The sequence below is a fragment of the Pseudomonas sp. HUK17 genome, from assembly GCF_001566765.1.
In genome coordinates, this window is record NZ_LSMW01000012.1 from 140110 (window position 1) to 159438 (window position 19329).

Here is a 19329-nt window from a genome sequence, read left to right on the forward strand (position 1 = left end):
ATGGAACTTTTCGAGACGTTGACAACAGCGCTGGCGGCTTATCGCTACGCGATATGGCCGCTGATCAGCCTGCTGGTATTGGTCGTGGTAATCATCCGCTGGTGGGATGAGGTTAAGTACTTCTTTCTCAATCTGGGCGTCAGTTTTCCGGTCGTGGGCTTCATCGCCAAGGCGTCCAAACGCGATCTCATGCAGGATCGTGAAGAAGGCGGGACGGCCTGGTACAAGGCCGAGCGTGAACTATGCGCGAAATACCATCGCTATTATGAGCGCGTGAACAAGGACGCAACCTTCTACGACAAATGCGCAAACTATCTGAACAAGGTGGAAGAGCGCGGCCGCAAACCTACGGGATTGCCCCTGTGGATCGGCAGTATCTTTCTGGTGATCCTTGAGGCGTTCATCTTCGCCCTGGTACTGGCGCCTTTCATTGCCAACAATATTTCCGCCAATCAGGCGGAATTCTCGGCCATCGTCATCTCCCTGCTGATCGGTACCATTCTGGTTCCTGCTACCCACCTCATGGGTGCCGAGATTCACCGCAACGGCCTTATCCGCAAAGCCCGCGAATGGCATCGGCAGGCTCGGCGCAACAACAACGCCAAGGATCTTCAGGCCGATGCCAACGTCGATCTGGACCGTACCGGCCTCGATGATAAAGAGCCCAAGTACCTGCATATCATCAATCGAGTAAAGCACAACGCCACGGTCTCCCCGACCTGGTGGACCACTATCATTGCTACGGCGCTTATTCTAACTCTGGCCATTGGTGCCTATTTTATCCGAGCGTCCACCATCAACGAGCTGGAAACCCAGCAGGTAAACGGTTCGCCCTATGCGTCGGGTAGCAGTTCGGCGCTCATCCCAGACGCTTCGCCTTTCCAGTTGCCCAGCGAAGCCACTGCCGATGGTCAGGCGGCTGACCAGCGTGCGGCCAGTGAAGTGGCTGGCGATCAGATCTTCGCCTACAAACTCACCTTCTTCATCCTGTCGGTCATTTTCATCGGCGTACAGATCATCGGCATCCTGATCGGCGTTTTCCGTTCGTTCGCCGGCACCCAGTCACGGGAAGCAGCGGGCTATATCTCCGGCTTCAGCAGTGCCAGCGAATTCGCGGCCTATCAGCAGAGTCAGCGTGATCGAGTCGCCCGAGATGCCGAGGCCAAGCTCAGCAGTCTGCAAGAGCGGATCGAGCATCGTCATTCTCTAGGCGGTAGTGCCGACCGTGGTCTGCGTCGGAGCTTTGCGCTCTATGCCAACGAGAAAGAGCGGCAGAACAGCGAAAGTCAGCGGCAGAAAAAAGCGCATCAGGCTGCCAGCGAGCTGGAAGCGATGCGTGAGGCGCTTGATACCGCCAAGCAAAAACAGGCGTTGCAGCGTGAATTGGCTGCGCTCAACAACGTGGCTGCTGTTGCTGAAACCTCAGCTCCTGAGCGTTCGTCGAGCGCGACCGTTGAAGCACCAGCACCAGCACCAGCACCAGCACCAGCACCAGCATCTGTATCGGCACCGGCACCTGCCCTAGAGCAGAACGCCTTGATCGCCAACCTGGGCGACCTCACGGTCTATTCGCCCGAAGAACTGACCGCCATCGGCGAAGAACTGGGTGTCGACAGCGCCGCACTGCTGAGCAAGCAGAAAGTTCAGATGGCGATAAAGCGTGCCAAGAAAGAGGGTGCCTGAAATGCGCCTGACCACAACCTTGGCAATTGTGGGCCTATTGTTGGCGCCTGCGACAATGGCGGCTGAACGTAACGACTTGCCGAGCTGTTACCGCTATGCGCAATTGGCCAGCGAACAGCCAGCCCCGTCGGGGCGAGCGTTGACGGTGGTCATCGATGAAACGGTCAATATGCCCCAGGCGCTCAAAAGCAGTGCCTGGGAGCACACCCTGAGATACCTACAGCCAGGCGACAGCATCAAGCTCTATCAATTTTCGGCTTTGTTGCAGAACAACTACATGAAGTTGCAGTTTGCCGGCATCCTGGAAAAACCGTTGGTTGGGAAGGTGCGTAACCATATCGGCAACGCCAGCCTCAAGAAGCTCGATACCTGTCTGCAACAGCAGGCCGCTTTTTTCCAGAAGACGTTCGGCAAGCAATTCGTCGAGAGTTTCGGCAAGCCTAACGAGGAGATATCGCGCAGTGAAATCTTCGCCAGCCTCAAGAAGATTGGCGAAGACCTAGGCCAGGAGCCTAGCGAGGATCAGATCATTCTGCTGGTATCAGACATGCTGGAGAACAGCGACTTCGGCAGCTTCTATCAAGCCAACCGCATTCGTGGAATCGACCCTGCAGCCGAGCTGGCCAAGGTAGAGAAGAAGGAGCTGTTCGCCCAACTGGACGGCGCCCGGGTGTATGTCATGGGTGCGGGCTTGATCGGTGACGATGCCAAGGGTGCCTATCGTTCTGGCAAGGTACTGCAGAGTCTCGAACGTTTCTGGCAGGGCTATTTCGAACGTTCCAATGCCAGGCTCGTCAGCTTCGGTACGCCGGAGCTGACGACCGATCTCAAGTAGTGGCTGGATCCTGCTGCCATAATTGCGATTTCAAAGGATCACTCCGCCTGTACCGGGTGCGATCCTTTGAGGAGCAGCTTTTCCTACGCTGACGTCATCCAGCACGATCGGCATTCATCCCGGTTGGCGCCCAGTCAATCAGCTCGCACCAGGATCCTGTCTCGCTGTCTGTTGCATAGCGGCTTTTGCCTGAGGGCCATAGGTGGCTATGGCGTCCTCGACCTGTCTTCGATCGTCGAAATCCAGATCGTTACGAAGTCTGCGGTATTCGCGACGCCTGGCCTTCAATTGATCGATACAGGCCTGATCCGGCTCTGATTTCGCCTCTTCTGCCTGGATCAACCGCGAACAGTTGGCCATCAGCGATTCAAGACAAAAACGCGCCGTTTCAAAACGGGACAGCTTTTGAGTAGTGGTTTCCGTTTCAGTCATGTGGCCTCCGCTTCCGCTTATAAACAGCGAGGATCAGCGAGTGATTAGAGACAGCAAGACGCTATCGACCGCGTTGCCGACGGTGCCATTCATCCACCACATCGCCCAGGGTCTTGGGTACTCCCCTGCGGATCCACGCCATGAGGTCGCGATCGAAGCGGAAGGCCTCGCCACAGGCCGCGAGCATGAAGCGGCGAACGTTCTGCGTGTGCCTGTAGTGCCGATCAGTAACGGCGGCACGAGTCAGCTCGGCACCATGCCAATCCACTTTCATCCTGGCTACTCCGGTGGTGAGGCGTCGATCGGACGTCAGTGCTTCGCAGCCTAGCCACAGGCCCTAACGCCCCCGATACGCCTTCCCATAGTGCCGCTCCAGGCGCGACTGCATGAATTCCATGGCCAGGGACATCAGCCAGTAGAGCACCGCCGCGGTGGTCAGCATTTCCAGATAGCGATAGCTGGAGCGGCCATAGGACTGGGCGAGGAACATCACCTCCCAGACACCCATCACCGAAACCAGGGAGGAGTCCTTGAGCATGGAGATGAACTGGCTGGTGGTGGGCGGGATGATGCTGCGCATGGCCTGGGGCAGGGTGACGCGCCAGAAGATCACCCGCGGCGACAGGCCCAAAGCCAGGGCTGCCTCGCGTTGACCGGCAGGGACGCCGAGCAGGCCGGCGCGAAAGATTTCGCTGAGGTAGGCGCCGTAATTCAGCGACAGGGCGAGGATGCCGGCGCTGATGGCGCCGGGTACCACGCCGATCTGCGGCAGGCCCAGGTAGATCAGCAGGATCTGGATCAGCAGCGGGGTGCCACGAAAGAAGGAGGCGTAGAAGGTCGCCACGCCATAGGCCAGGGCGCTGGACGACAGCCGACCCAGGGCCGCGGCGAAGCCCAGCAGCACTGATACCAAGATGGAGCTGAGGCTGAGGAACAGCGTCAGGGCCGCACCCTGCAGGAAGCCGTTGGGCCCCAGGCGCCAGCCCACCAGATTGGGCAGGCGCGGCCAGACGCTGGCGAACTTGAGGTCGAAGCCGAGCACGAAGCACACACCCCCGGCCAGCAGCGCCAGCCAGGTCAGCCAAACGCGGGTACGAAAGCTCAGCAGGGGGCGGCGCTGGTCTGGGGGCGGTAGCGGACTCATTGGCTGATGTCGGCACCGATCCACTTGTCGGAGATCCGCTTGAGGGTGCCATCCTGGCGCAGCCCCTCGATGATCTCGCGCAGCTTGGCGGCGAATTCCGCATCACCCTTCTCGATGGCCACGGCGTTGGGCTCGGCATAGAGCGGCGCGCCCGCCAGCTTGAACTTGCTGTCCTGGGCCAGGCGCGGCTGGGCGGTCACCAGGTTGGTCAGCACCGCGTCCAGGCGTTTGCCGGCGCCCAGGCCCAGGTCCTGGAAGGCGACGTTGTCGTCGGGGAAGGGCACCACCTGCACCTGGTCGAAGGGATAGCTCAGCGGCTTGTCCTCCTGGCCTTCGATGGTCAGGTCCTTGTTCAGGTAGCCTTCGTAGGAGGAGGCGCTGGTAACGCCGACCTTCTTGCCGGAGAGGTCCTTGGCACCGTGGATGCGGTCGTCACCGGCGTTGACCACGATCACCGCTGGCGAGGCGTAGTAGTTGACCGGGAAATCGAACACCTGGGCGCGCGCCTGGCTGGGCGTCATGGAGCAGATGCAGACGTCGTAGCGACCGCTCCAGCGACCGGCGGCGATCACGTCCCAGGAAGGGGTTTCCAGGCGCAGCTTGACGCCGAGCTTGTCGGCCACGGCCTTGGCCACGTCGACGTCGAAGCCTTCCAGCTGATTCTGGGCATTGAGCTGGGAGAAGGGTGGATAGCTCTCCATGAGCACATTGACCAGCTCGCCCTTGGCCTTGATGCGGTCCAGGGTGGCGCCGGCCGAGGCCGAGGTGGCGGCCAGCGCCAGGGTCAGGCCGAGGGCCGATAGCAGAGCGGTTCTCATGGGGGCGTCCTTTGCAAAGGGAAAGAGGGCCTGGTATTAGAGAGATATGAGAACCGATATTGAACTCTGTTTTGGTTATAAGGAAAAGTGAAATAGCTATATGGCCAACATGAATCTTGTTCTGCTCGACGGTGGCATGGGTCGTGAGCTGCAGCGCCGTGGCGCACCCTTTCGCCAGCCGGAGTGGTCGGCCCTGGCCCTGAGCGAGGCGCCGGAGCAGGTGGAGGCGGTGCATCGCGCCTATATCGAGGCCGGTGCCCAGGTGATCACCAGCAACAGCTATGCGGTGGTGCCCTTCCATATCGGCGAGGAGCGCTTCGCCGCCGAAGGCGAGGCCCTGGCTGCGCGGGCCGGTCAGCTGGCGCGGCAGGCGGTGGTGGCCAGTGGTCAGCCGGTGCGGGTGGCGGGTTCGCTGCCGCCGCTGTTCGGCTCCTATCGTCCTGATCTGTTCGAGCCGGCGCGGGTGGACGAGGTGCTGCAGCCGCTGATCCGCGGTCTGACGCCCCATGTCGATCTCTGGCTGGTGGAAACCCAGAGTTCCCTGGCCGAGGTGCGTGCCATCGCCGCCGGGCTGCCCGGGGATGGCAAGCCGCTGTGGCTGTCCTTCACCCTGAAGGACGAAGACGTCGACGAGATCCCACGGCTGAGATCCGGCGAGCCGGTGGCCGCGGCCGCGCAGCTGGCGGTGGAGCTGGGCGCCGGGGCGCTGCTGTTCAATTGCAGCCAGCCCGAGGTGATGGCCGCGGCGCTGGATACCGCGCGGGCGACCTTCGCCGCGGCGGGGATCGAGATTCCCTTTGGTGCCTATGCCAACGCCTTCCCGCCCCAGCCGGAAGAGGCCACCGCCAACGACGGCCTCGACCCCCTGCGTCCGGACCTGGATCCGCCCGGCTACCTGAGCTTCGCCCAGGACTGGCAGGCGCGTGGCGCGAGCCTGATCGGCGGCTGCTGCGGCATCGGCCCGGAGCACATCGCCGTGCTCAACACGCGACTGCGCGGCTGACGCCCGCATTCAGTCGGCAAAAAAGCGGACAGCGCTCAGGGCGTTGTCCGCTTTTTTCTTGCCACCAGGCGTCATTCAGATCGGCGCCTGGGCCCTCTCGGCGCGCAGGCGGTCCACCAGGATCCAGAGCCCGCTCGATTGCTGCATCGAGCAGCTGAGCGTTTTGTACTGGCAGCGGGGCGGCTAACCCCTTCCTTCATGTCCGCTTCGTGACATCCGGCAACATCCATTCGCCACCACGCAAGGCTGGCGAAAGGTTGACCTCTTAGGATCCGCTCAAGACCCGCCCCCGTGAGCGGGCGACGTGCCTACAAAAATAACCAGGATTCTTGCCATGTCGTATCTTTCCCTCCAGGCGTCCCCGCGCGCCCGTCTCCCCTGGATTTTCGCCCTCTCCGCGCCGCTGCGCCGCGGCTGAACCCTCCTTCTCTTCGCGAAAATTCAGAGGTATTCCCATGCTGACTTTCCTCGGCTTCGCCATGGTCATGACCTTCATGTACCTGATCATGACCAAGCGCCTGTCTCCGCTGATCGCCCTGACCATGGTGCCCATCGCCTTCGCCGTGCTGGCCTGGGCGCTGTCCAGTGAATTCGCCAGCCTCGGCAGCGTCAAGCTCGACGCCCTCGGCCCGATGATGCTCGACGGCATCCGCAAGCTGGCGCCCACCGGCGTGATGCTGCTGTTCGCGATCCTCTACTTCGCCGTGATGATCGACACCGGTCTGTTCGACCCGGCGGTGCGCTGGATCCTCAAGCTGGTCAAGGGCGATCCGCTCAAGGTGGCCATGGGCACCGTCTTCCTGACCCTGGTGGTCTCCCTGGACGGTGACGGCTCGACCACCTACATGATCTGCGTGGCGGCCATGTTCCCGCTGTACCGGCGCCTGGGCATGAATCCGCTGATCATGACCTGCCTGATGCTGCTCTCCAGCGGCGTGATGAACCTGACCCCCTGGGGCGGTCCGACCGCCCGCGCCGCCAGTGCCCTGCACGTGGATCCGGCCGACGTCTTCGTGCCCATGATCGCGCCCATGCTGCTGGCCATCGCCTGGCTGTTCTTCCTGGCCTACCTCTATGGTCGCAGCGAGCGCGCCCGTCTGGGCATCCTGCAGATCGGCGAGACCGAAGGCGCCGACGTCACCGTCTCCCAGTGCGCCGAGGCCCGGCGCCCGCACCTGCGCTGGTTCAACGGCCTCTTGACCCTGGCGCTGATGGCCGCGCTGATCGTCGGCGTGCTGCCGATGCCAGTGCTGTTCATGATCGCCTTCGGCATCGCCATGACCGTCAACTACCGTTGCCTGAACATGCAGAAGCAGCGCATCGCCGCCCATGCCGAGAACGTCCTGGCAGTGGTTTCGCTGATCTTCGCCGCGGGCATCTTCACCGGCATCCTTTCGGGTACCGGCATGGTCGACGCCATGTCCAAGGGCCTGCTGGCGGTGATTCCGGACGCCCTGGGCCCGTACATGGCGGTGATTACCGCCCTGGTCAGCCTGCCGTTCACCTTCTTCATCTCCAACGACGCCTTCTACTTCGGCGTGCTGCCGGTGCTGGCCGAGGCCGCTGCGGCCTATGGCATCAGTCCGGTGGAGATCGCCCGGGCCTCCATCGTCGGTCAGCCCGTGCACCTGCTCAGCCCCCTGGTGCCTTCGACCTACCTGCTGGTGGGCCTGGCCAAGGTGGAGTTCGGTGACCATCAGCGCTTCACCCTGAAATGGGCCACCGTGACCTGCATGTTCCTGCTGGTCGGCGCTTTGTTACTGGGTGTGTTTCCGCTGTACAGCCGCTAGAGTTTTACCAAATGTACGACTAGCCTTGCCGGCTGTTCGAAAACGGCGCGTCGTCCGACGCGCCTTTTCCATTGGAGCGCGCGCCCGAGCGCGTCTCAGCTAAAAGAGGATTTGCAATGGACTGGCTGACCAACCCGGAAATCTGGGTCGCCTTCTTTACCCTGACGGCCCTGGAAATCGTTCTGGGCATCGACAACATCATCATGATCTCCATCCTGGTCAGCCGCATGCCCAAGCACATGCAGGCGCGGACCCGCTTCTTCGGCCTGGCCCTGGCCATGGTCACCCGCATCCTGCTGCTGCTGTCCATCACCTGGGTGATGCGTCTCACCGCCGACCTGTTCTTTGTCTTCGGCCAGGGCATCTCCGGGCGTGACCTCATCCTCTTCTTCGGCGGTCTGTTCCTCCTGTGGAAGAGCAGCGCCGAGATCTACCACGGCCTGGAAGGCGAGGAAGAGCAGGACGAGGACGCCCCCCAGAAGAAGGGCAGCGGCTTCATCGGCACCATCATCCAGATCGCCATCATCGACATCGTCTTCTCGCTGGACTCGGTGATCACCGCGGTCGGCATGGTCAGCCATGTGCCGGTGATGGTGGCGGCGATCATCGTCGCGGTGCTGGTGATGATGCTGGCGGCCGGGGCCATCAGCAATTTCATCGACAAGCACCCGAGCCTGAAGATGCTGGCGCTGTCCTTCCTGATCGTGGTGGGTACCGTGCTCATCGCCGAAGCCTTCGAGGTCCATGTGCCCAAGGGCTACGTCTACTTCGCCATGGCCTTCTCGCTGGCGGTGGAAGCCATCAACATCCGCCTGCGCGGCAAGGCCAAGGCCCGCGACGCGGTCAAGCTGCGCAAAGAGCAGATCTAAGCGCCGCGGCGGAACCCACCCGGGTCTCCGCCGCCTAATCCAGCAAGTCCCCACGAGCCCGAAGGTGCCCTGCCTTCGGGCTCGTGCGTCTGTGCAGAACGGTCATTACGATTTTGTGACAAGCTCGCCAGGAGCTCTTGGACACGCGCCGGGAGGGCGCCACGATGCTGACACTGCTCAATCTGCTATCCGCCGTTGCCCTGCTGGTGTGGGGCACCCATATCGTGCGCACCGGTATCCTGCGGGTATACGGCGCCAGCCTGCGGCGGGTGCTCAGCCGCAGCATGCAGCGCATGCCGCTGGCCTTTCTCTCGGGCATCGCCGTCACCGCCCTGGTGCAGAGCAGCAACGCCACGGCGCTGCTGGTGACCTCCTTCGTCGCCCAGGGCCTGGTGCCGCTCACCCCGGCGCTGGCCATCATGCTCGGTGCCGACGTGGGCACCGCGCTGATGGCGCGGGTGCTGACCTTCGACCTGTCCTGGCTGTCGCCGCTGCTGATCTTTCTTGGCGTGGTGTTCTTTCTCGGCCGCAAGCAGACCCGCGCCGGCCAGCTCGGCCGGGTCGCCATCGGCCTGGGCCTGATCATCCTGGCGCTGCAGCTGATCGTCGAGGCGGCCTCGCCCATGACCCACGCCGCCGGGGTCAAGGTGCTGTTCTCTTCGCTGACCGGTGATCAACTACTGGATGCCCTGACCGGCGCGGTCTTCGCCATGGTCTCCTACTCCAGCCTGGCAGCGGTGCTGCTCACCGCCACCCTGGCCGGCTCCGGGGTCATCTCGCTCAAGGTGGCGCTGTGCCTGGTGGTGGGCGCCAACCTGGGCAGCGGCGTGCTGGCGCTGATGGGCGCGGCCAAGCAGGGCGTCGAGGCGCGGCGGGTGGCGGTGGGCAGCCTGCTGTTCAAGCTGGCCGGCTGCATCCTGGTGCTGCCCTGGATCGGCCTGCTGGCCGACTGGCTGCAGGGCTACGACTTCAACGACGCCGAGGTGGTGATCGGTTTCCACGTCGCCTACAACCTGGTGCGCTGCCTGCTGTTCCTGCCGCTGACCGGGCCCCTGGCGCGCTTCTGCACCGCCATGCTGCCGGCCAAGGACAGCGCCGAGACCATCCTGCGGCCGCGCCACCTGGACACCGCCGCCCTGGACACCCCGGCCCTGGCGCTGACCAACGCCTCCCGCGAACTGCTGCGCATGGGCGACGTCGTCGAGCAGATGCTGCAGCACCTGCTGGTGCTGATCAACGCCGGCGACAAGCAGCTGGCCCGCGAGGTGCGCCGCCTCGATGATGATGTCGACGCCCTCTACACGGCGATCAAGCTGTACCTGGCGCGCATGCCCCGCGATGACCTGGACGAGCGCGACAGCCGGCGCTGGGCCGAGACCATCGAATTGGCGATCAACCTGGAGCAGGCCGGCGATCTGATCGAGCGCATGGCCAGCGACGTGGACAGCAAGAAGATCGCCGCGCGGCGGTCCTTCTCGGCCTCCGGGGTGGATGAACTCTCCGCGCTGCACCGGCTGCTAGTCGACAGCCTCAAGCTATGCCTGTCGGTCTATCTGTCTGGCGACCTGGACGCGGCGCGCCGTCTACGCCGGCTCAAGCAACGCTTCCGCCTGCTGGAGCGGCGCTATGCCCATGCCCATGTCGAGCGGCTGCACCAGCAGGTGGTGGAGAGCTTCGAGACCAGCTCCCTGCACCTGGGGCTGCTCAGCGACATGCGTCGGGTCAATTCGCTGTTCTGCAGCATCGCCCATGGCGTGCTGGAAGCGGCCGACGCCGGCTACGCCACCGAGCACGAGGTGCCGGCGGAGGGGCGGGAGGAGTCGGGCGGGGCCTGAGGTTGGACTTCGCGCATGAGGCTGCGCCGTCATCCACCTAACCTACGCCCTCGCTTTGGTCCGTAGGTTGGGTTGAGACAGCTCCATCGTCGAAGCCCAACAATGCCTGCGTCCCAAGACGACGTTGGGCTTCGCTGCGCTCAACCCAACCTACGGCGACCGGTAGAGCGGAGTGCCATGGCCGCGGCAACACGTTCGCTTACTGCACCCCGCCATCGAGCTGCTGCAAGATCCGCCAGGCCGTCTCGATCCGTGCGGAATTCGGGTAGTTGCGGTTGGCCAGGATCACCAGGCCGATCCGACGCTCGGGGACGAACAGCGCATAGGCGCCGAAGCCGTTGGTGGAGCCGGTCTTGTTCAACAGCCGGGCGCCGCTCGCCAGCAATGGCGGGTGTTGCCAGTCCACCGGCTGCGGCTCCAGGGCCATCGCCGGGGTATTGCCGGCCAGCAGCTGGGTCTTGGCTAGCGGATAGGGGTAGGCCTCCCAGCCCAGGCCCTGGGTCATGGGACCGCTGCGGTAGTAGCCCTGCTGGGTGGTGGTGATCGCCTTGGCCAGAGGTGCCGGCAGCCGGCCAGGATTCAGGTTGGCCTCGATGAAACCCAGCAGATCCCCGGCGGTGGTCTTGATGCCATAGGCCTCTTCGGCATAGATGCCGGGATTAACCCGCAGCGGCTCGCCTTTCTTGCCGTGGCCCCAGGCGTAATGGTCCTGCGCCGCTGCCGGCACCTGCAGATAGGTGTGACTGAGCCCCAGGGGCGTCAGTACGTGGCGCTGCAGGGCCGTGGCGAAGGGCTCGTCGAGGCGCTGGGCCGCTAGGGCGCCGAACAGGCCGATGCTGGGATTGGAATAGAGGCGGCGGCTGCCGGCGGGGAAGGGCGGCTGGAAGGCGCGGTAGAAGGCCGTCGTCTGATCGTCGCGGGTGACGCTGTCGGGAAATTGCAGCGGCAGGCCGCCGGCGCTGTAGGTGGCCAGCTGCAGCAGGCTGGCCTGGCCAATGGCGCTGCCGGCCAGGGCCGGGCGAACCTGCGCAACCGTTTCGTCCAGCCGCAGCCGGCCCGTCGCCGCCGCGTAGCCACCCAGGGTGGCGGTGTAGGTCTTGCTCAGGGAGCCGATCTCGAACAGGGTGGCGGCGTCCACCGGCTGGCTGCTGCGGCGGTCGGCCACGCCGAAGTAGTAGAGCCGGCGCAGGCCCGGAGCGCTGACGCCTATCGCGAGGCCTGGGAGGTCCTGCTCGGCCATCACCGCGCGGGCGGCGGTGCGGACCTCGTCGTCGAGAGAGGTCGCCGCGTTGGCCAGGAGCGGCAGGGTCAGGCCGAGCAGAACGGAAAGGCGCGGGAAAGCCGACATGGCGAAGCGGTTCCTGGGGGACGAGGCCAGGAGTCTAGCCGAGCGCCGCCGCGCGGGTATGAGACGCGGGCGACGTTGGAAGCTTTTGCCGCCGGCGCTGTCCATGGCTGGCTGGAGCCCGGTCCTCGACTGGACTACAGTCGCCTCTCACCTTTTCCAGGAGTCATCCCATGTCCGCTGCCCCCCTCGTCGAACAGATCCAACTGGGCCAATTGCCCGTCTGGCGCATCCGCGTCGGCCAGGCCGAAGCCCTGGTGGCCTGCCAGGGCGCCCATGTGCTGCGCTACGGCTTCGACGGCGAGCCGGACATCGTCTGGGGCAATCCGGAAGCCGTGTTCGAGCCCGGTACCCCGATCCGTGGCGGCATCCCGGTCTGCTGGCCCTGGTTCGGCGACCTGCTGAAGAATCCGGCCGAAGTCCAGGCGATGTGCACCACCACCGCGGACGCCCCGGCTCACGGCCTGGCGCGCCAGGTCGCCTGGCAGGCCGGTGGCGTCGAGGTGGATACCGACCGGGTGCGCCTGGATTTCCACCACCGCACCTCCGCCGAGACCACTCCGGGCTGGCCCCATGCCACCGAGCTGACCCTGAGCCTGAGTGTGGGCGAACGCCTGGAGCTGACCCTAAGCGTGCGCAATCTGGAAGATCACCCGCTGGTGCTGAGCCAGGCGCTGCACACCTATTTCGCCGTGAGCGACGTGCGCGAAGTGGGCATCGAAGGCCTGGCCAACGCCGACTACTACGACTGCCTGGACGGCTGGACCCGCAAGCGGCAGAACGGCGAGCCGACCATCACCGCCGAGACCGACCGGGTCTATGTCGGTCTGCCGGCGCGTCTGGCGATCCGCGATACTCAGTGGCAGCGCCGACTGTTCGTGGAGACCCGCAACAGCCATTCGGCGGTGCTGTGGAATCCTTGGATCGACAAGGCCGCGCGCCTGAGCCAGTTCGCCGACGACGCCTGGACCGGCATGCTCTGCATCGAGACCGCCCGGGTGATGGACGACGTCCTCAGCGTGGCGCCGGGCGCCTCGGCCGAGATGGCGGTGAGCCTGTGGCGCGAGGCGCTGTAGGGGCTACTTTGGCGTCAGGGCTTGCCCTCACCCCGGCCCTCTCCCAAAGGGAGAGGGGGCGCTCAAGGGGAGCTTGGTGCGTTGTGTCAGGCGTCAAGCGGGCCCTTCCCCCGGCCTTCTCCCGGGGGGAGAGGGGGCGCGCAGGGGAGTTTGGTGCGAAGGGCTTGGGGCTGTCAGGCGTCAAGCGGACTCTCACCCTGGCCCTCTCCCAGAGGGAGAGGGGAGGCTCCGATAGGCTTTGGCGTGTTGGATATTGGAGCGTGCGCAGGACTCACTCCTGGTTTGGCAGGGTCACTGCCTTGCTGCGGCGTCTACCCAAACGCCCCCTCTCCCCCTGGGAGAGGGCCGGGGTGAGGGAGCAGCCGGCACCTAGCCGAAGATCACAACTCCTCGCACAGATTACGTCCGATCCACTCGGCCACCGCCGCGCGATCCAGCCCGCAGCCGAGCAGGCTGTGCAGCTTGCCCAGGGCGGCTTCGCGGGTCATGCCGCGACCGGAGATCACCCCGGCGTCGGCCAGGCCGCTGCCGGCGACGTAGGTGCCCAGTTCCACCGTGCCGCGAGCACCCTGACTGAGGGCGACCACCGGTACCCCGGCATCGCGCAGTTCGGCCAGCGCCGCGAGGAAGTCGGCGTCGTCGGCGGGGCCCGTACCGCTGCCATAGCACTCCAGTACCAGCCCCTGCACGCCGCTGCCCGCCAGACCGCGCAAGGTGGCGCCATCGACGCCCGGAAACAGCGGCAGCACCGCTACCCGTACCGCCTGGCGCGGCTGGTCGAAGCGCAGGGCCGCAGGTGCGGCGACCAGGGCGTCACCACTGCGCGGCCGGGCACTTGCCACGAAGGCCTTCCAGCCGCTGCTGGCCTGCTTGGTGCAGCGCGCCGCCGGCAGGCGCTCGCCATGGAATTGCACCTGGACGCTCGGCGCCAGGCCACTGGCAAAGGCGGCGAAGCTGTCGGCCAGGTTGCCGTCGGCATCGCTGTCCGGCACGCCGGCCGGCAGCATGGAGCCGGTCAGCAGCACCGGAATGGCCAGGCCCAGCAGCCGGAAGGCCAGGGCGGCGGCGCTGTAGGCCAGGGTATCGGTGCCGTGCAGCACTAGCACGCCGCGACAGGCCGGGTCCGCGGCGGCGGTGATGATGGCCTGGGCCATGCGCTCCCAGGCGGCGGGGGTCATGTTGGCGCTGTCGATCAGCGGCAGCAGCTCCTGCAGCCGCCAGGCCGGATTGCCCAGTTCCGGGCGGCTGGCCAGCAGGGCCTCGATGCGCGCCTCGAAACCGGCGGCCGGGGCCAGGCCGGCGGCGGTCGCCTGCATGCCGATGGTGCCGCCGGTGTAGAGGATGTGCAGGTAGGGAGAATTCATGGGGGACTTCCTGATAAGACTGCCCCCACGCGAGGTGGGGGCAGACAAGCGAATCATGGTTCGGGGCCGTTGGGCTTCGGCGATGGAGCCGCCTCAACCCAACCTACGGATGGCGCAGGTTGGGGAGCGCAGCGCAGCCCAAGGTGACCGCTGCGGCGGTCAGTGCGCCTGGCGCGGCTGCGCGGCGCGGGCTTCGGCGACGGTGTCTTCCAGACGATCCAGCGACGGCCAGGCCTGGCGATCCAGGTCCAGGTCGCGGAACTGGTCGGCGTCGAACACCGGCTGGTCGACCCCGGCACGACGCTGGGCGTCGTAGTCGTTGAGGATGCGCATGCCGACCTTGATCAGCATGGCCAGGGCGATCAGGTTGACGAAGGCCAGGCAGGTCATGGTGATGTCGGCGAAGGCGAACACCGTGGTCAGGTTCTGCATGGAGCCCCAGCAGATCAGCACCAGCACCAGGCCGCGATAGCCCAGCAGCACGGCCTTGCCGCGGCCGAGCAGGTAGCGCAGGCCGTTCTCGCCCAGGTAGATGTTGTAGAGGATGCAGGTGAAGACGAACAGCGACAGGGCGACGCTGATGAAGATGCGGCCCCAGTCACCGACCACCGCGGCCAGGGAGTTCTGGGTCAGGACGATGCCGTCGCCGTCGAAGCCCGGGGCATAGAAGCCGGAGAGCAGGATCAGCAGCGCGGTACAGGTGCAGATGACGAAGGTGTCGAGGAAGACGCTGAAGGCCTGCACCACGCCCTGGGCGGCCGGGTGCTTGACCGCGGCCACGGCGGCGACGTTGGGCGCGGCGCCCAGACCGGCTTCGTTGGCGAAGACGCCACGCTTGACGCCCATGGTGATGGCGGCGCCCAGCAGACCGGCGAAGGCCGGCTCCAGGCCGAAGGCGCTCTTGACGATGGTCAGCAGGGTGCCGGGCACCAGATCGATCTGGGTGACGATCACATAGAGGGTGACGGCGATGTAGGCCAGGGTCTTGACCGGCACCAGGACGTCGGAGACCGCGGCGATGCGCTTGATGCCACCGATGAACACCAGGCCCAGCAGGATGGCCAGGGCGATCCCGGTGTACTGCACCGGCAGGCCGAAGGCGTTTTCCAGCGAGTGGGTCACGGTGAAGGACTGCAGGCCGACGAAGGCGAAGCCGTAGGTCACCAGCAGCAGGCCCGAGAAGATCAGCGCCATCCAGCGTTTGTTGAGGCCGTGCTGGATGTAGTACGCCGGACCGCCGATGTAGAGGCCGTCGCCATCGGCGCGCTTGTAGACCTGCGCCAGGGTGCACTCGAAGAAGCTGCTGGCCATGCCGACCAGGGCGGTCACCCACATCCAGAACACCGCACCGGGGCCACCCAGGGTCACGGCCAGGCCCACACCGGCGATGTTGCCGGCACCCACGCGGCCGGCCAGGCTGAGCATCAGCGCCTGGAAGGAACTCAGGCCGTCGCCGCTGTTGCGCAGGGAATCCTTGAACACCGTGAACATGTGCGGGAAGTGGCGCACCTGCACGAATCGCGAGCGCAGGGTGAAATAGCTGCCCAGGCCGACGATCAGCACGATGAGCACGTGGCCGGACAGGAAGTCGTTGAGCATTTCTAGGTAGTGCATGAAGAATCCTCGAGCATGCTAGTGATGCTCCAAGGCCGGCTCGCAAGCCTTGGGGCTATTATTGTGGAATATCCCGCTCCCGACGCCGTGCCCGGTCGTGGGGAGACGACCGGGACAGGGCGCTGGGACGGATCGGTCCGGGTGGAACGGGCAGTAAGACGGACCGGGCCGCCTAGGTTCGGCTATCCCACCGGCGTGGACAATTCCGCGCCTCGCTTCAAAATGGCGCGACTTGATGCTAGTTTTCCGGCCGTCTGTCAAGCTTGGGCAGGGTTCATGAGCGATTTTTCCGCCAATTTGCAGCTGCTCTGCCAGCGCCACCGCTCGATTGCCGCCGTTTGTCGCGCCGTCGGTATCAACCGTGCCCAGTTCAATCGCTACCTCAACGGCCAGAGCCGTCCGTCGCCCTACAACCTGCAGCGACTGGCGGAGTTCTTCGGGCTGCCGGCCAGTGATCTGCAGCTGCCGCAACGGCAATTCGCGGCGCGCCTGGGGGCACCGGTCAGCCAGGAGACGGGGTGGGCGGGGCAGGCGCTGGCCCTGTTCGGCGAACGCCAGGAAGGCTTGGTCCGTTACCAGGGCTACTACCACGAATACTATCCGTCGCTCTCCACCCCAGGCGTAGTGCTCTGTGGGCTGGTGCGGCTGTTCGAGGAGGAAGGCGTCTTTCGCTATGTGCGTTTCGAACGCCTGCGTCGTCAGGGCGAGGCCACGAGCCAGGCACGCTTTCGTTACCTAGGCCTGGCCATGAGCCTGGAAAGCCGGCTGTTCTTCACCGACTACGAATCCCTCACCGGCAACGAGTTGTCGCAGACGGTGCTGCTGCCCAGCGCGCGCAATCGTATCGATCGCCTCAACGGCCTCAAGCTGGGCGTCAGCGCCTCCGACCGCCGCGAGCCGGCCTGCACCCGAGTGGTCTGGGAGTACCTGGGCACCCGCCCCCGGCGCGGTCAGGCCTATGGCCGCATCGGTCTCTACGACTGGCAGGACCCTCACCTGGACGACGATCTGCGCCAGCGCCTGGCCAGCGCGACTCTGGTCGATCGGGTCTATCGCCTGGGCTAGCTGGGTTCAGCGACCTGGGTCTGGCAGCGATCGCAATCCTCCAGGATGGCGCGGTCGCGCCCGGCCTGCTTGGCCCAGTAGAGCTGGCGATCGGCGGCTTCGATAAAGGTTTCGGCGCAGTCGTGGTCCAGTCGGGCGCAGGCGCCGCCGATGCTCACGGTCACGCGCGGACCGGCAGAGGGGCCGAGGTGGGGAATCTCCAGACGTCGTACCGCATCGAGCAGGCGCTGGGCCAGTTTGCCGGCATCCTCCTCGCGCGAAGGGGTGCAGAGGATGGCGAACTCCTCGCCACCGTAGCGGGCCAGGCAGTCGCCGGCGCGCAATTCATTGGCCAGGGCGGTGGCGACCCGTTGCAGGCAGCGATCGCCGGCCGGATGCCCATAGCGGTCATTGAAGGCCTTGAAGTGATCGACATCGATCATCAGCAGGAGCAGCGGTCGGATCGGGGGACGCGCCAGGGCGGTGGTAAGGGCCTGCATCAGGGCTCGGCGGTTGGCCACGCCGGTGAGGGGGTCCGTGGCTGATTGCTGTTCCAGAACGCGGTTGGTGGCGGCCAGCTCTTCGTTGCGCAACCGATCACGCAGAATCAGCAGATAGCCCTGCCGGCGGGCCCTTTCCATCCAGAAGCTGTTGAGCAGGGTAAAGACCACGGTGGCGCCGGCCAGGGTGAGTACCAGCGAAGCCTCCACGACGGGCAGACCATGCATCTGGGTGGCCAGGCCGATGGTCAGCAGGGCGAACAGGCTATGTGCCGCCGCCTGCCGCAGGGGTGGGGCGATGCAGCTGTTGGTGAACAGCGTCATGAGGGGGAGGGTGGCCAGCCAGAGGGCGCGATGCGCGACATCGCTCGCCTGGAGGTCGAACAGCGGCGGTGCATAGGCCAGCAGACACGGCAGGATGCCCAGCCACTCGCGCGCCGGATGCTCGGCCGGCATCAGTTTGAGGGCCAAGAGCGTCACGCCCCCGCCGAGCACCACCAAGGCACTGAGCAGGCTGATGACCCAGAAGGCCTCGGTCATCAGGATCCAGTCCCAGATCGAGAAGCTGGCGTAGGCCAGGATGGCGACCGTCAGGCTGATGAGCAGGTGGCGCCGGCGCGCACGGGCGATGTCCTGCTGGTAATGCCGTTCCAATACCGACTCGAAGCGCAGGGCCCAGAAAGGGCGAGCCAGCGCTCGGGTGAGGGCGAGACTGAGGGACATGACGCCGTACCTGGCAGGTAAATCCAATGGGTCACTTCAGCACAGTAAGTCCCTTAGCGCGATAGAGGGTTCCCGGACGCGGGGATGTAACCGCCGAATGGTAGCCATTGGCTACCATTCGGGTGGTCGTGGACGCCGTTGCCGCTAGTTGCCAGCCTTGATGCGACTCCAGGCACGGGTGCGGACCCGCTCGATGGGCTGCGGCAGCGGCTGCACCACATAGAGCTTCTTGAGCATTTCCGGGGTGGGCACCAGGTCGTGGTTGTCGCGGATGGCGGCGGTCACCAGCGGCATGCCCGGCTTGTTGGCGTTGGGGTAGCCGAGGTAGTCGCTGATTCCGGCGATCACCTTGGGTTCGAGCAGGTAGTTGATGAAGGCATGGGCCTGGTCGACATTGGCGGCACTGGCCGGAATGGCCCAGGTGTCGAACCAGATGGGCGCGCCCTCGCGTGGCAGCCGCCAGTCCACCACCACGCCGTTGCCGGCCTCCTTGGCGCGGTTGCCGAACTGGTAGAAGCTGCCCGAATAGCCCACTGCCACGCAAATATCGCCGTTGGCGATATCGGTCATGTACTTGGTGGAATTGAAGTAGGCCATGTAGGGGCGGATCTTGAGCATCAGCGCCGTGGCCTTCTCGTAGTCCTTGGCGTTGGCGCTGTTGGGGTCCAGGCCCAGGTAGTGCAGTACCACCGGCAGGATGTCCGAGGGCGAATCCAGCATGGCCACGCCGCAGCTCTTGAGCTTGGCCATGTTCTCCGGCTTGAACACCAGGTCCCAGCTGTCCACCGGTGCGTCCGCGCCCAGCGCCGCCTTGACCTTGGCCGGATTGAAGCCGATGAGGATGGTGCCGTACATGTAGGGCACGCCGTACTGGTTACCCGGATCGTTGACCTCCAGCAGCTTGAGCAACTCGGGATCGAGATTCTGCCAGTTGGGCAGCTTGGTCTTGTCCAGCTTCTGGAACACTCCGGCCTTGATCTGGGTTTCCAGGAACTGGTTGGAGGGGATCACCAGGTCGTAGCCGGAGCGGCCGGTGAGCAGCTTGGCTTCCAGCGACTCGTTGCTGTCGAAGGTGTCCCAGGTGACACGGATGCCGGTCTGCTTGGCGAAGTCCTTGGGCGTCTCGGGCAGGATGTAGTCGGCCCAGTTGTAGACCCGCAGTTCGCCAGGATCGGCGGCCTGGACGGCGGTGGCGAGCAGGGCGCCACCGAGCAGGGCGGTGAGCGGACGCAGGAGGCTGTGCATGGTCGGATT

Annotated in this window: 17 protein-coding genes; 8 read left to right on the plus strand and 9 right to left on the minus strand. The window is 65.1% G+C overall.

Features of this window, described 5'->3' with window-relative positions; translation table 11 throughout:
* Positions 1 to 1683 carry a hypothetical protein gene (locus AX284_RS07600; RefSeq protein WP_068384463.1) on the plus strand — a complete coding sequence of 561 codons (1683 nt, stop codon included), beginning with the start codon at positions 1 to 3 and terminating at the stop codon, positions 1681 to 1683.
* Between the two features lies 1 nt (position 1684).
* Positions 1685 to 2518 (plus strand): hypothetical protein, encoded by an 834-nt coding sequence (locus AX284_RS07605; protein ID WP_026083629.1) that lies wholly within the window; start codon positions 1685 to 1687, stop codon positions 2516 to 2518.
* Between the two features lie 138 nt (positions 2519 to 2656).
* On the opposite strand, the gene AX284_RS11885 is transcribed toward AX284_RS07605, so the two are convergent.
* The 4 genes from AX284_RS11885 to AX284_RS07625 all read right to left on the minus strand — a co-directional run bounded on the left by AX284_RS11885 (position 2657) and on the right by AX284_RS07625 (position 4912).
* On the minus strand, positions 2657 to 2950 hold the full coding sequence (locus tag AX284_RS11885; RefSeq protein WP_153015330.1) for a hypothetical protein: 294 nt from the start codon (positions 2948 to 2950) through the stop codon (positions 2657 to 2659).
* 61 nt (positions 2951 to 3011) lie between these two features.
* Entirely contained in the window at positions 3012 to 3224 is a 213-nt protein-coding gene (locus tag AX284_RS12095; protein ID WP_064307057.1) for a DUF6434 domain-containing protein, read from the minus strand.
* Between the two features lie 63 nt (positions 3225 to 3287).
* Positions 3288 to 4094: an amino acid ABC transporter permease gene (locus tag AX284_RS07620; RefSeq protein ID WP_064307056.1), complete on the minus strand. Its 807-nt coding sequence runs from the start codon at positions 4092 to 4094 to the stop codon at positions 3288 to 3290.
* The gene (locus AX284_RS07625; protein WP_017639192.1) at positions 4091 to 4912 is read right to left on the minus strand and encodes a transporter substrate-binding domain-containing protein; all 822 of its coding nucleotides are present in this window, start codon (positions 4910 to 4912) and stop codon (positions 4091 to 4093) included. Before AX284_RS07625 ends, AX284_RS07620 begins: the two co-directional genes overlap by 4 nt.
* Positions 4913 to 5012: 100 nt before the next feature.
* Here AX284_RS07625 and AX284_RS07630 point away from each other — a divergent pair, with 100 nt between their 5' ends.
* The 4 genes from AX284_RS07630 (at position 5013) to AX284_RS07645 (ending at position 10409) form a co-directional block, all read left to right on the plus strand.
* A complete protein-coding gene (locus tag AX284_RS07630; protein WP_068384465.1) occupies positions 5013 to 5915 on the plus strand; it encodes a homocysteine S-methyltransferase family protein in 903 nt (300 codons plus the stop codon).
* A gap of 455 nt (positions 5916 to 6370) precedes the next feature.
* Positions 6371 to 7705, plus strand: a complete 1335-nt coding sequence (locus tag AX284_RS07635) for a CitMHS family transporter (protein ID WP_068384467.1) — start codon at positions 6371 to 6373, stop codon at positions 7703 to 7705.
* 116 nt (positions 7706 to 7821) lie between these two features.
* Positions 7822 to 8574 (plus strand): TerC family protein, encoded by a 753-nt coding sequence (locus AX284_RS07640; RefSeq protein ID WP_017639194.1) that lies wholly within the window; start codon positions 7822 to 7824, stop codon positions 8572 to 8574.
* A gap of 164 nt (positions 8575 to 8738) precedes the next feature.
* Positions 8739 to 10409 (plus strand): Na/Pi cotransporter family protein, encoded by a 1671-nt coding sequence (locus tag AX284_RS07645; RefSeq protein ID WP_068384469.1) that lies wholly within the window; start codon positions 8739 to 8741, stop codon positions 10407 to 10409.
* A gap of 199 nt (positions 10410 to 10608) precedes the next feature.
* On the opposite strand, the gene ampC is transcribed toward AX284_RS07645, so the two are convergent.
* Complete coding sequence (gene ampC / locus AX284_RS07650; RefSeq protein ID WP_068384471.1) at positions 10609 to 11757, minus strand: class C beta-lactamase; 1149 nt, start codon at positions 11755 to 11757, stop codon at positions 10609 to 10611.
* Positions 11758 to 11927: 170 nt separating this feature from the next.
* Between ampC and AX284_RS07655 the strand changes: the two genes are divergently transcribed.
* A complete protein-coding gene (locus tag AX284_RS07655) occupies positions 11928 to 12830 on the plus strand; it encodes a D-hexose-6-phosphate mutarotase (RefSeq protein WP_017639197.1) in 903 nt (300 codons plus the stop codon).
* 380 nt (positions 12831 to 13210) lie between these two features.
* On the opposite strand, the gene AX284_RS07660 is transcribed toward AX284_RS07655, so the two are convergent.
* Entirely contained in the window at positions 13211 to 14194 is a 984-nt protein-coding gene (locus AX284_RS07660) for an asparaginase (protein ID WP_017639198.1), read from the minus strand.
* A 159-nt stretch (positions 14195 to 14353) separates the two neighbouring features.
* Positions 14354 to 15808 carry an alanine/glycine:cation symporter family protein gene (locus tag AX284_RS07665; protein ID WP_068384473.1) on the minus strand — a complete coding sequence of 485 codons (1455 nt, stop codon included), beginning with the start codon at positions 15806 to 15808 and terminating at the stop codon, positions 14354 to 14356.
* Between the two features lie 276 nt (positions 15809 to 16084).
* Here AX284_RS07665 and AX284_RS07670 point away from each other — a divergent pair, with 276 nt between their 5' ends.
* On the plus strand, positions 16085 to 16873 hold the full coding sequence (locus AX284_RS07670) for a helix-turn-helix domain-containing protein (RefSeq protein WP_017639200.1): 789 nt from the start codon (positions 16085 to 16087) through the stop codon (positions 16871 to 16873).
* On the opposite strand, the gene AX284_RS07675 is transcribed toward AX284_RS07670, so the two are convergent.
* Positions 16870 to 18075, minus strand: a complete 1206-nt coding sequence (locus tag AX284_RS07675) for a GGDEF domain-containing protein (protein WP_068384475.1) — start codon at positions 18073 to 18075, stop codon at positions 16870 to 16872. The two genes, AX284_RS07670 and AX284_RS07675, sit on opposite strands and share 4 nt — an antisense overlap.
* A 144-nt stretch (positions 18076 to 18219) precedes the next feature.
* A complete protein-coding gene (locus AX284_RS07680) occupies positions 18220 to 19320 on the minus strand; it encodes a polyamine ABC transporter substrate-binding protein (RefSeq protein WP_068384477.1) in 1101 nt (366 codons plus the stop codon).
* Positions 19321 to 19329 lie beyond the last annotated feature (9 nt).

What these genes read in the sequence shown, in the direction of transcription:
- AX284_RS07600 (WP_068384463.1), top strand. Translation starts at nt 1, where the DNA reads ATGGAACTTTTCGAGACGTTGACAACAGCGCTGGCGGCTTATCGCTAC.
- AX284_RS07605 (WP_026083629.1), top strand. Translation starts at nt 1,685, where the DNA reads ATGCGCCTGACCACAACCTTGGCAATTGTGGGCCTATTGTTGGCGCCT.
- AX284_RS11885 (WP_153015330.1), bottom strand. Translation starts at nt 2,950, where the DNA reads ATGACTGAAACGGAAACCACTACTCAAAAGCTGTCCCGTTTTGAAACG.
- AX284_RS12095 (WP_064307057.1), bottom strand. Translation starts at nt 3,224, where the DNA reads ATGAAAGTGGATTGGCATGGTGCCGAGCTGACTCGTGCCGCCGTTACT.
- AX284_RS07620 (WP_064307056.1), bottom strand. Translation starts at nt 4,094, where the DNA reads ATGAGTCCGCTACCGCCCCCAGACCAGCGCCGCCCCCTGCTGAGCTTT.
- AX284_RS07625 (WP_017639192.1), bottom strand. Translation starts at nt 4,912, where the DNA reads ATGAGAACCGCTCTGCTATCGGCCCTCGGCCTGACCCTGGCGCTGGCC.
- AX284_RS07630 (WP_068384465.1), top strand. Translation starts at nt 5,013, where the DNA reads ATGGCCAACATGAATCTTGTTCTGCTCGACGGTGGCATGGGTCGTGAG.
- AX284_RS07635 (WP_068384467.1), top strand. Translation starts at nt 6,371, where the DNA reads ATGCTGACTTTCCTCGGCTTCGCCATGGTCATGACCTTCATGTACCTG.
- AX284_RS07640 (WP_017639194.1), top strand. Translation starts at nt 7,822, where the DNA reads ATGGACTGGCTGACCAACCCGGAAATCTGGGTCGCCTTCTTTACCCTG.
- AX284_RS07645 (WP_068384469.1), top strand. Translation starts at nt 8,739, where the DNA reads ATGCTGACACTGCTCAATCTGCTATCCGCCGTTGCCCTGCTGGTGTGG.
- ampC (WP_068384471.1), bottom strand. Translation starts at nt 11,757, where the DNA reads ATGTCGGCTTTCCCGCGCCTTTCCGTTCTGCTCGGCCTGACCCTGCCG.
- AX284_RS07655 (WP_017639197.1), top strand. Translation starts at nt 11,928, where the DNA reads ATGTCCGCTGCCCCCCTCGTCGAACAGATCCAACTGGGCCAATTGCCC.
- AX284_RS07660 (WP_017639198.1), bottom strand. Translation starts at nt 14,194, where the DNA reads ATGAATTCTCCCTACCTGCACATCCTCTACACCGGCGGCACCATCGGC.
- AX284_RS07665 (WP_068384473.1), bottom strand. Translation starts at nt 15,808, where the DNA reads ATGCACTACCTAGAAATGCTCAACGACTTCCTGTCCGGCCACGTGCTC.
- AX284_RS07670 (WP_017639200.1), top strand. Translation starts at nt 16,085, where the DNA reads ATGAGCGATTTTTCCGCCAATTTGCAGCTGCTCTGCCAGCGCCACCGC.
- AX284_RS07675 (WP_068384475.1), bottom strand. Translation starts at nt 18,075, where the DNA reads ATGTCCCTCAGTCTCGCCCTCACCCGAGCGCTGGCTCGCCCTTTCTGG.
- AX284_RS07680 (WP_068384477.1), bottom strand. Translation starts at nt 19,320, where the DNA reads ATGCACAGCCTCCTGCGTCCGCTCACCGCCCTGCTCGGTGGCGCCCTG.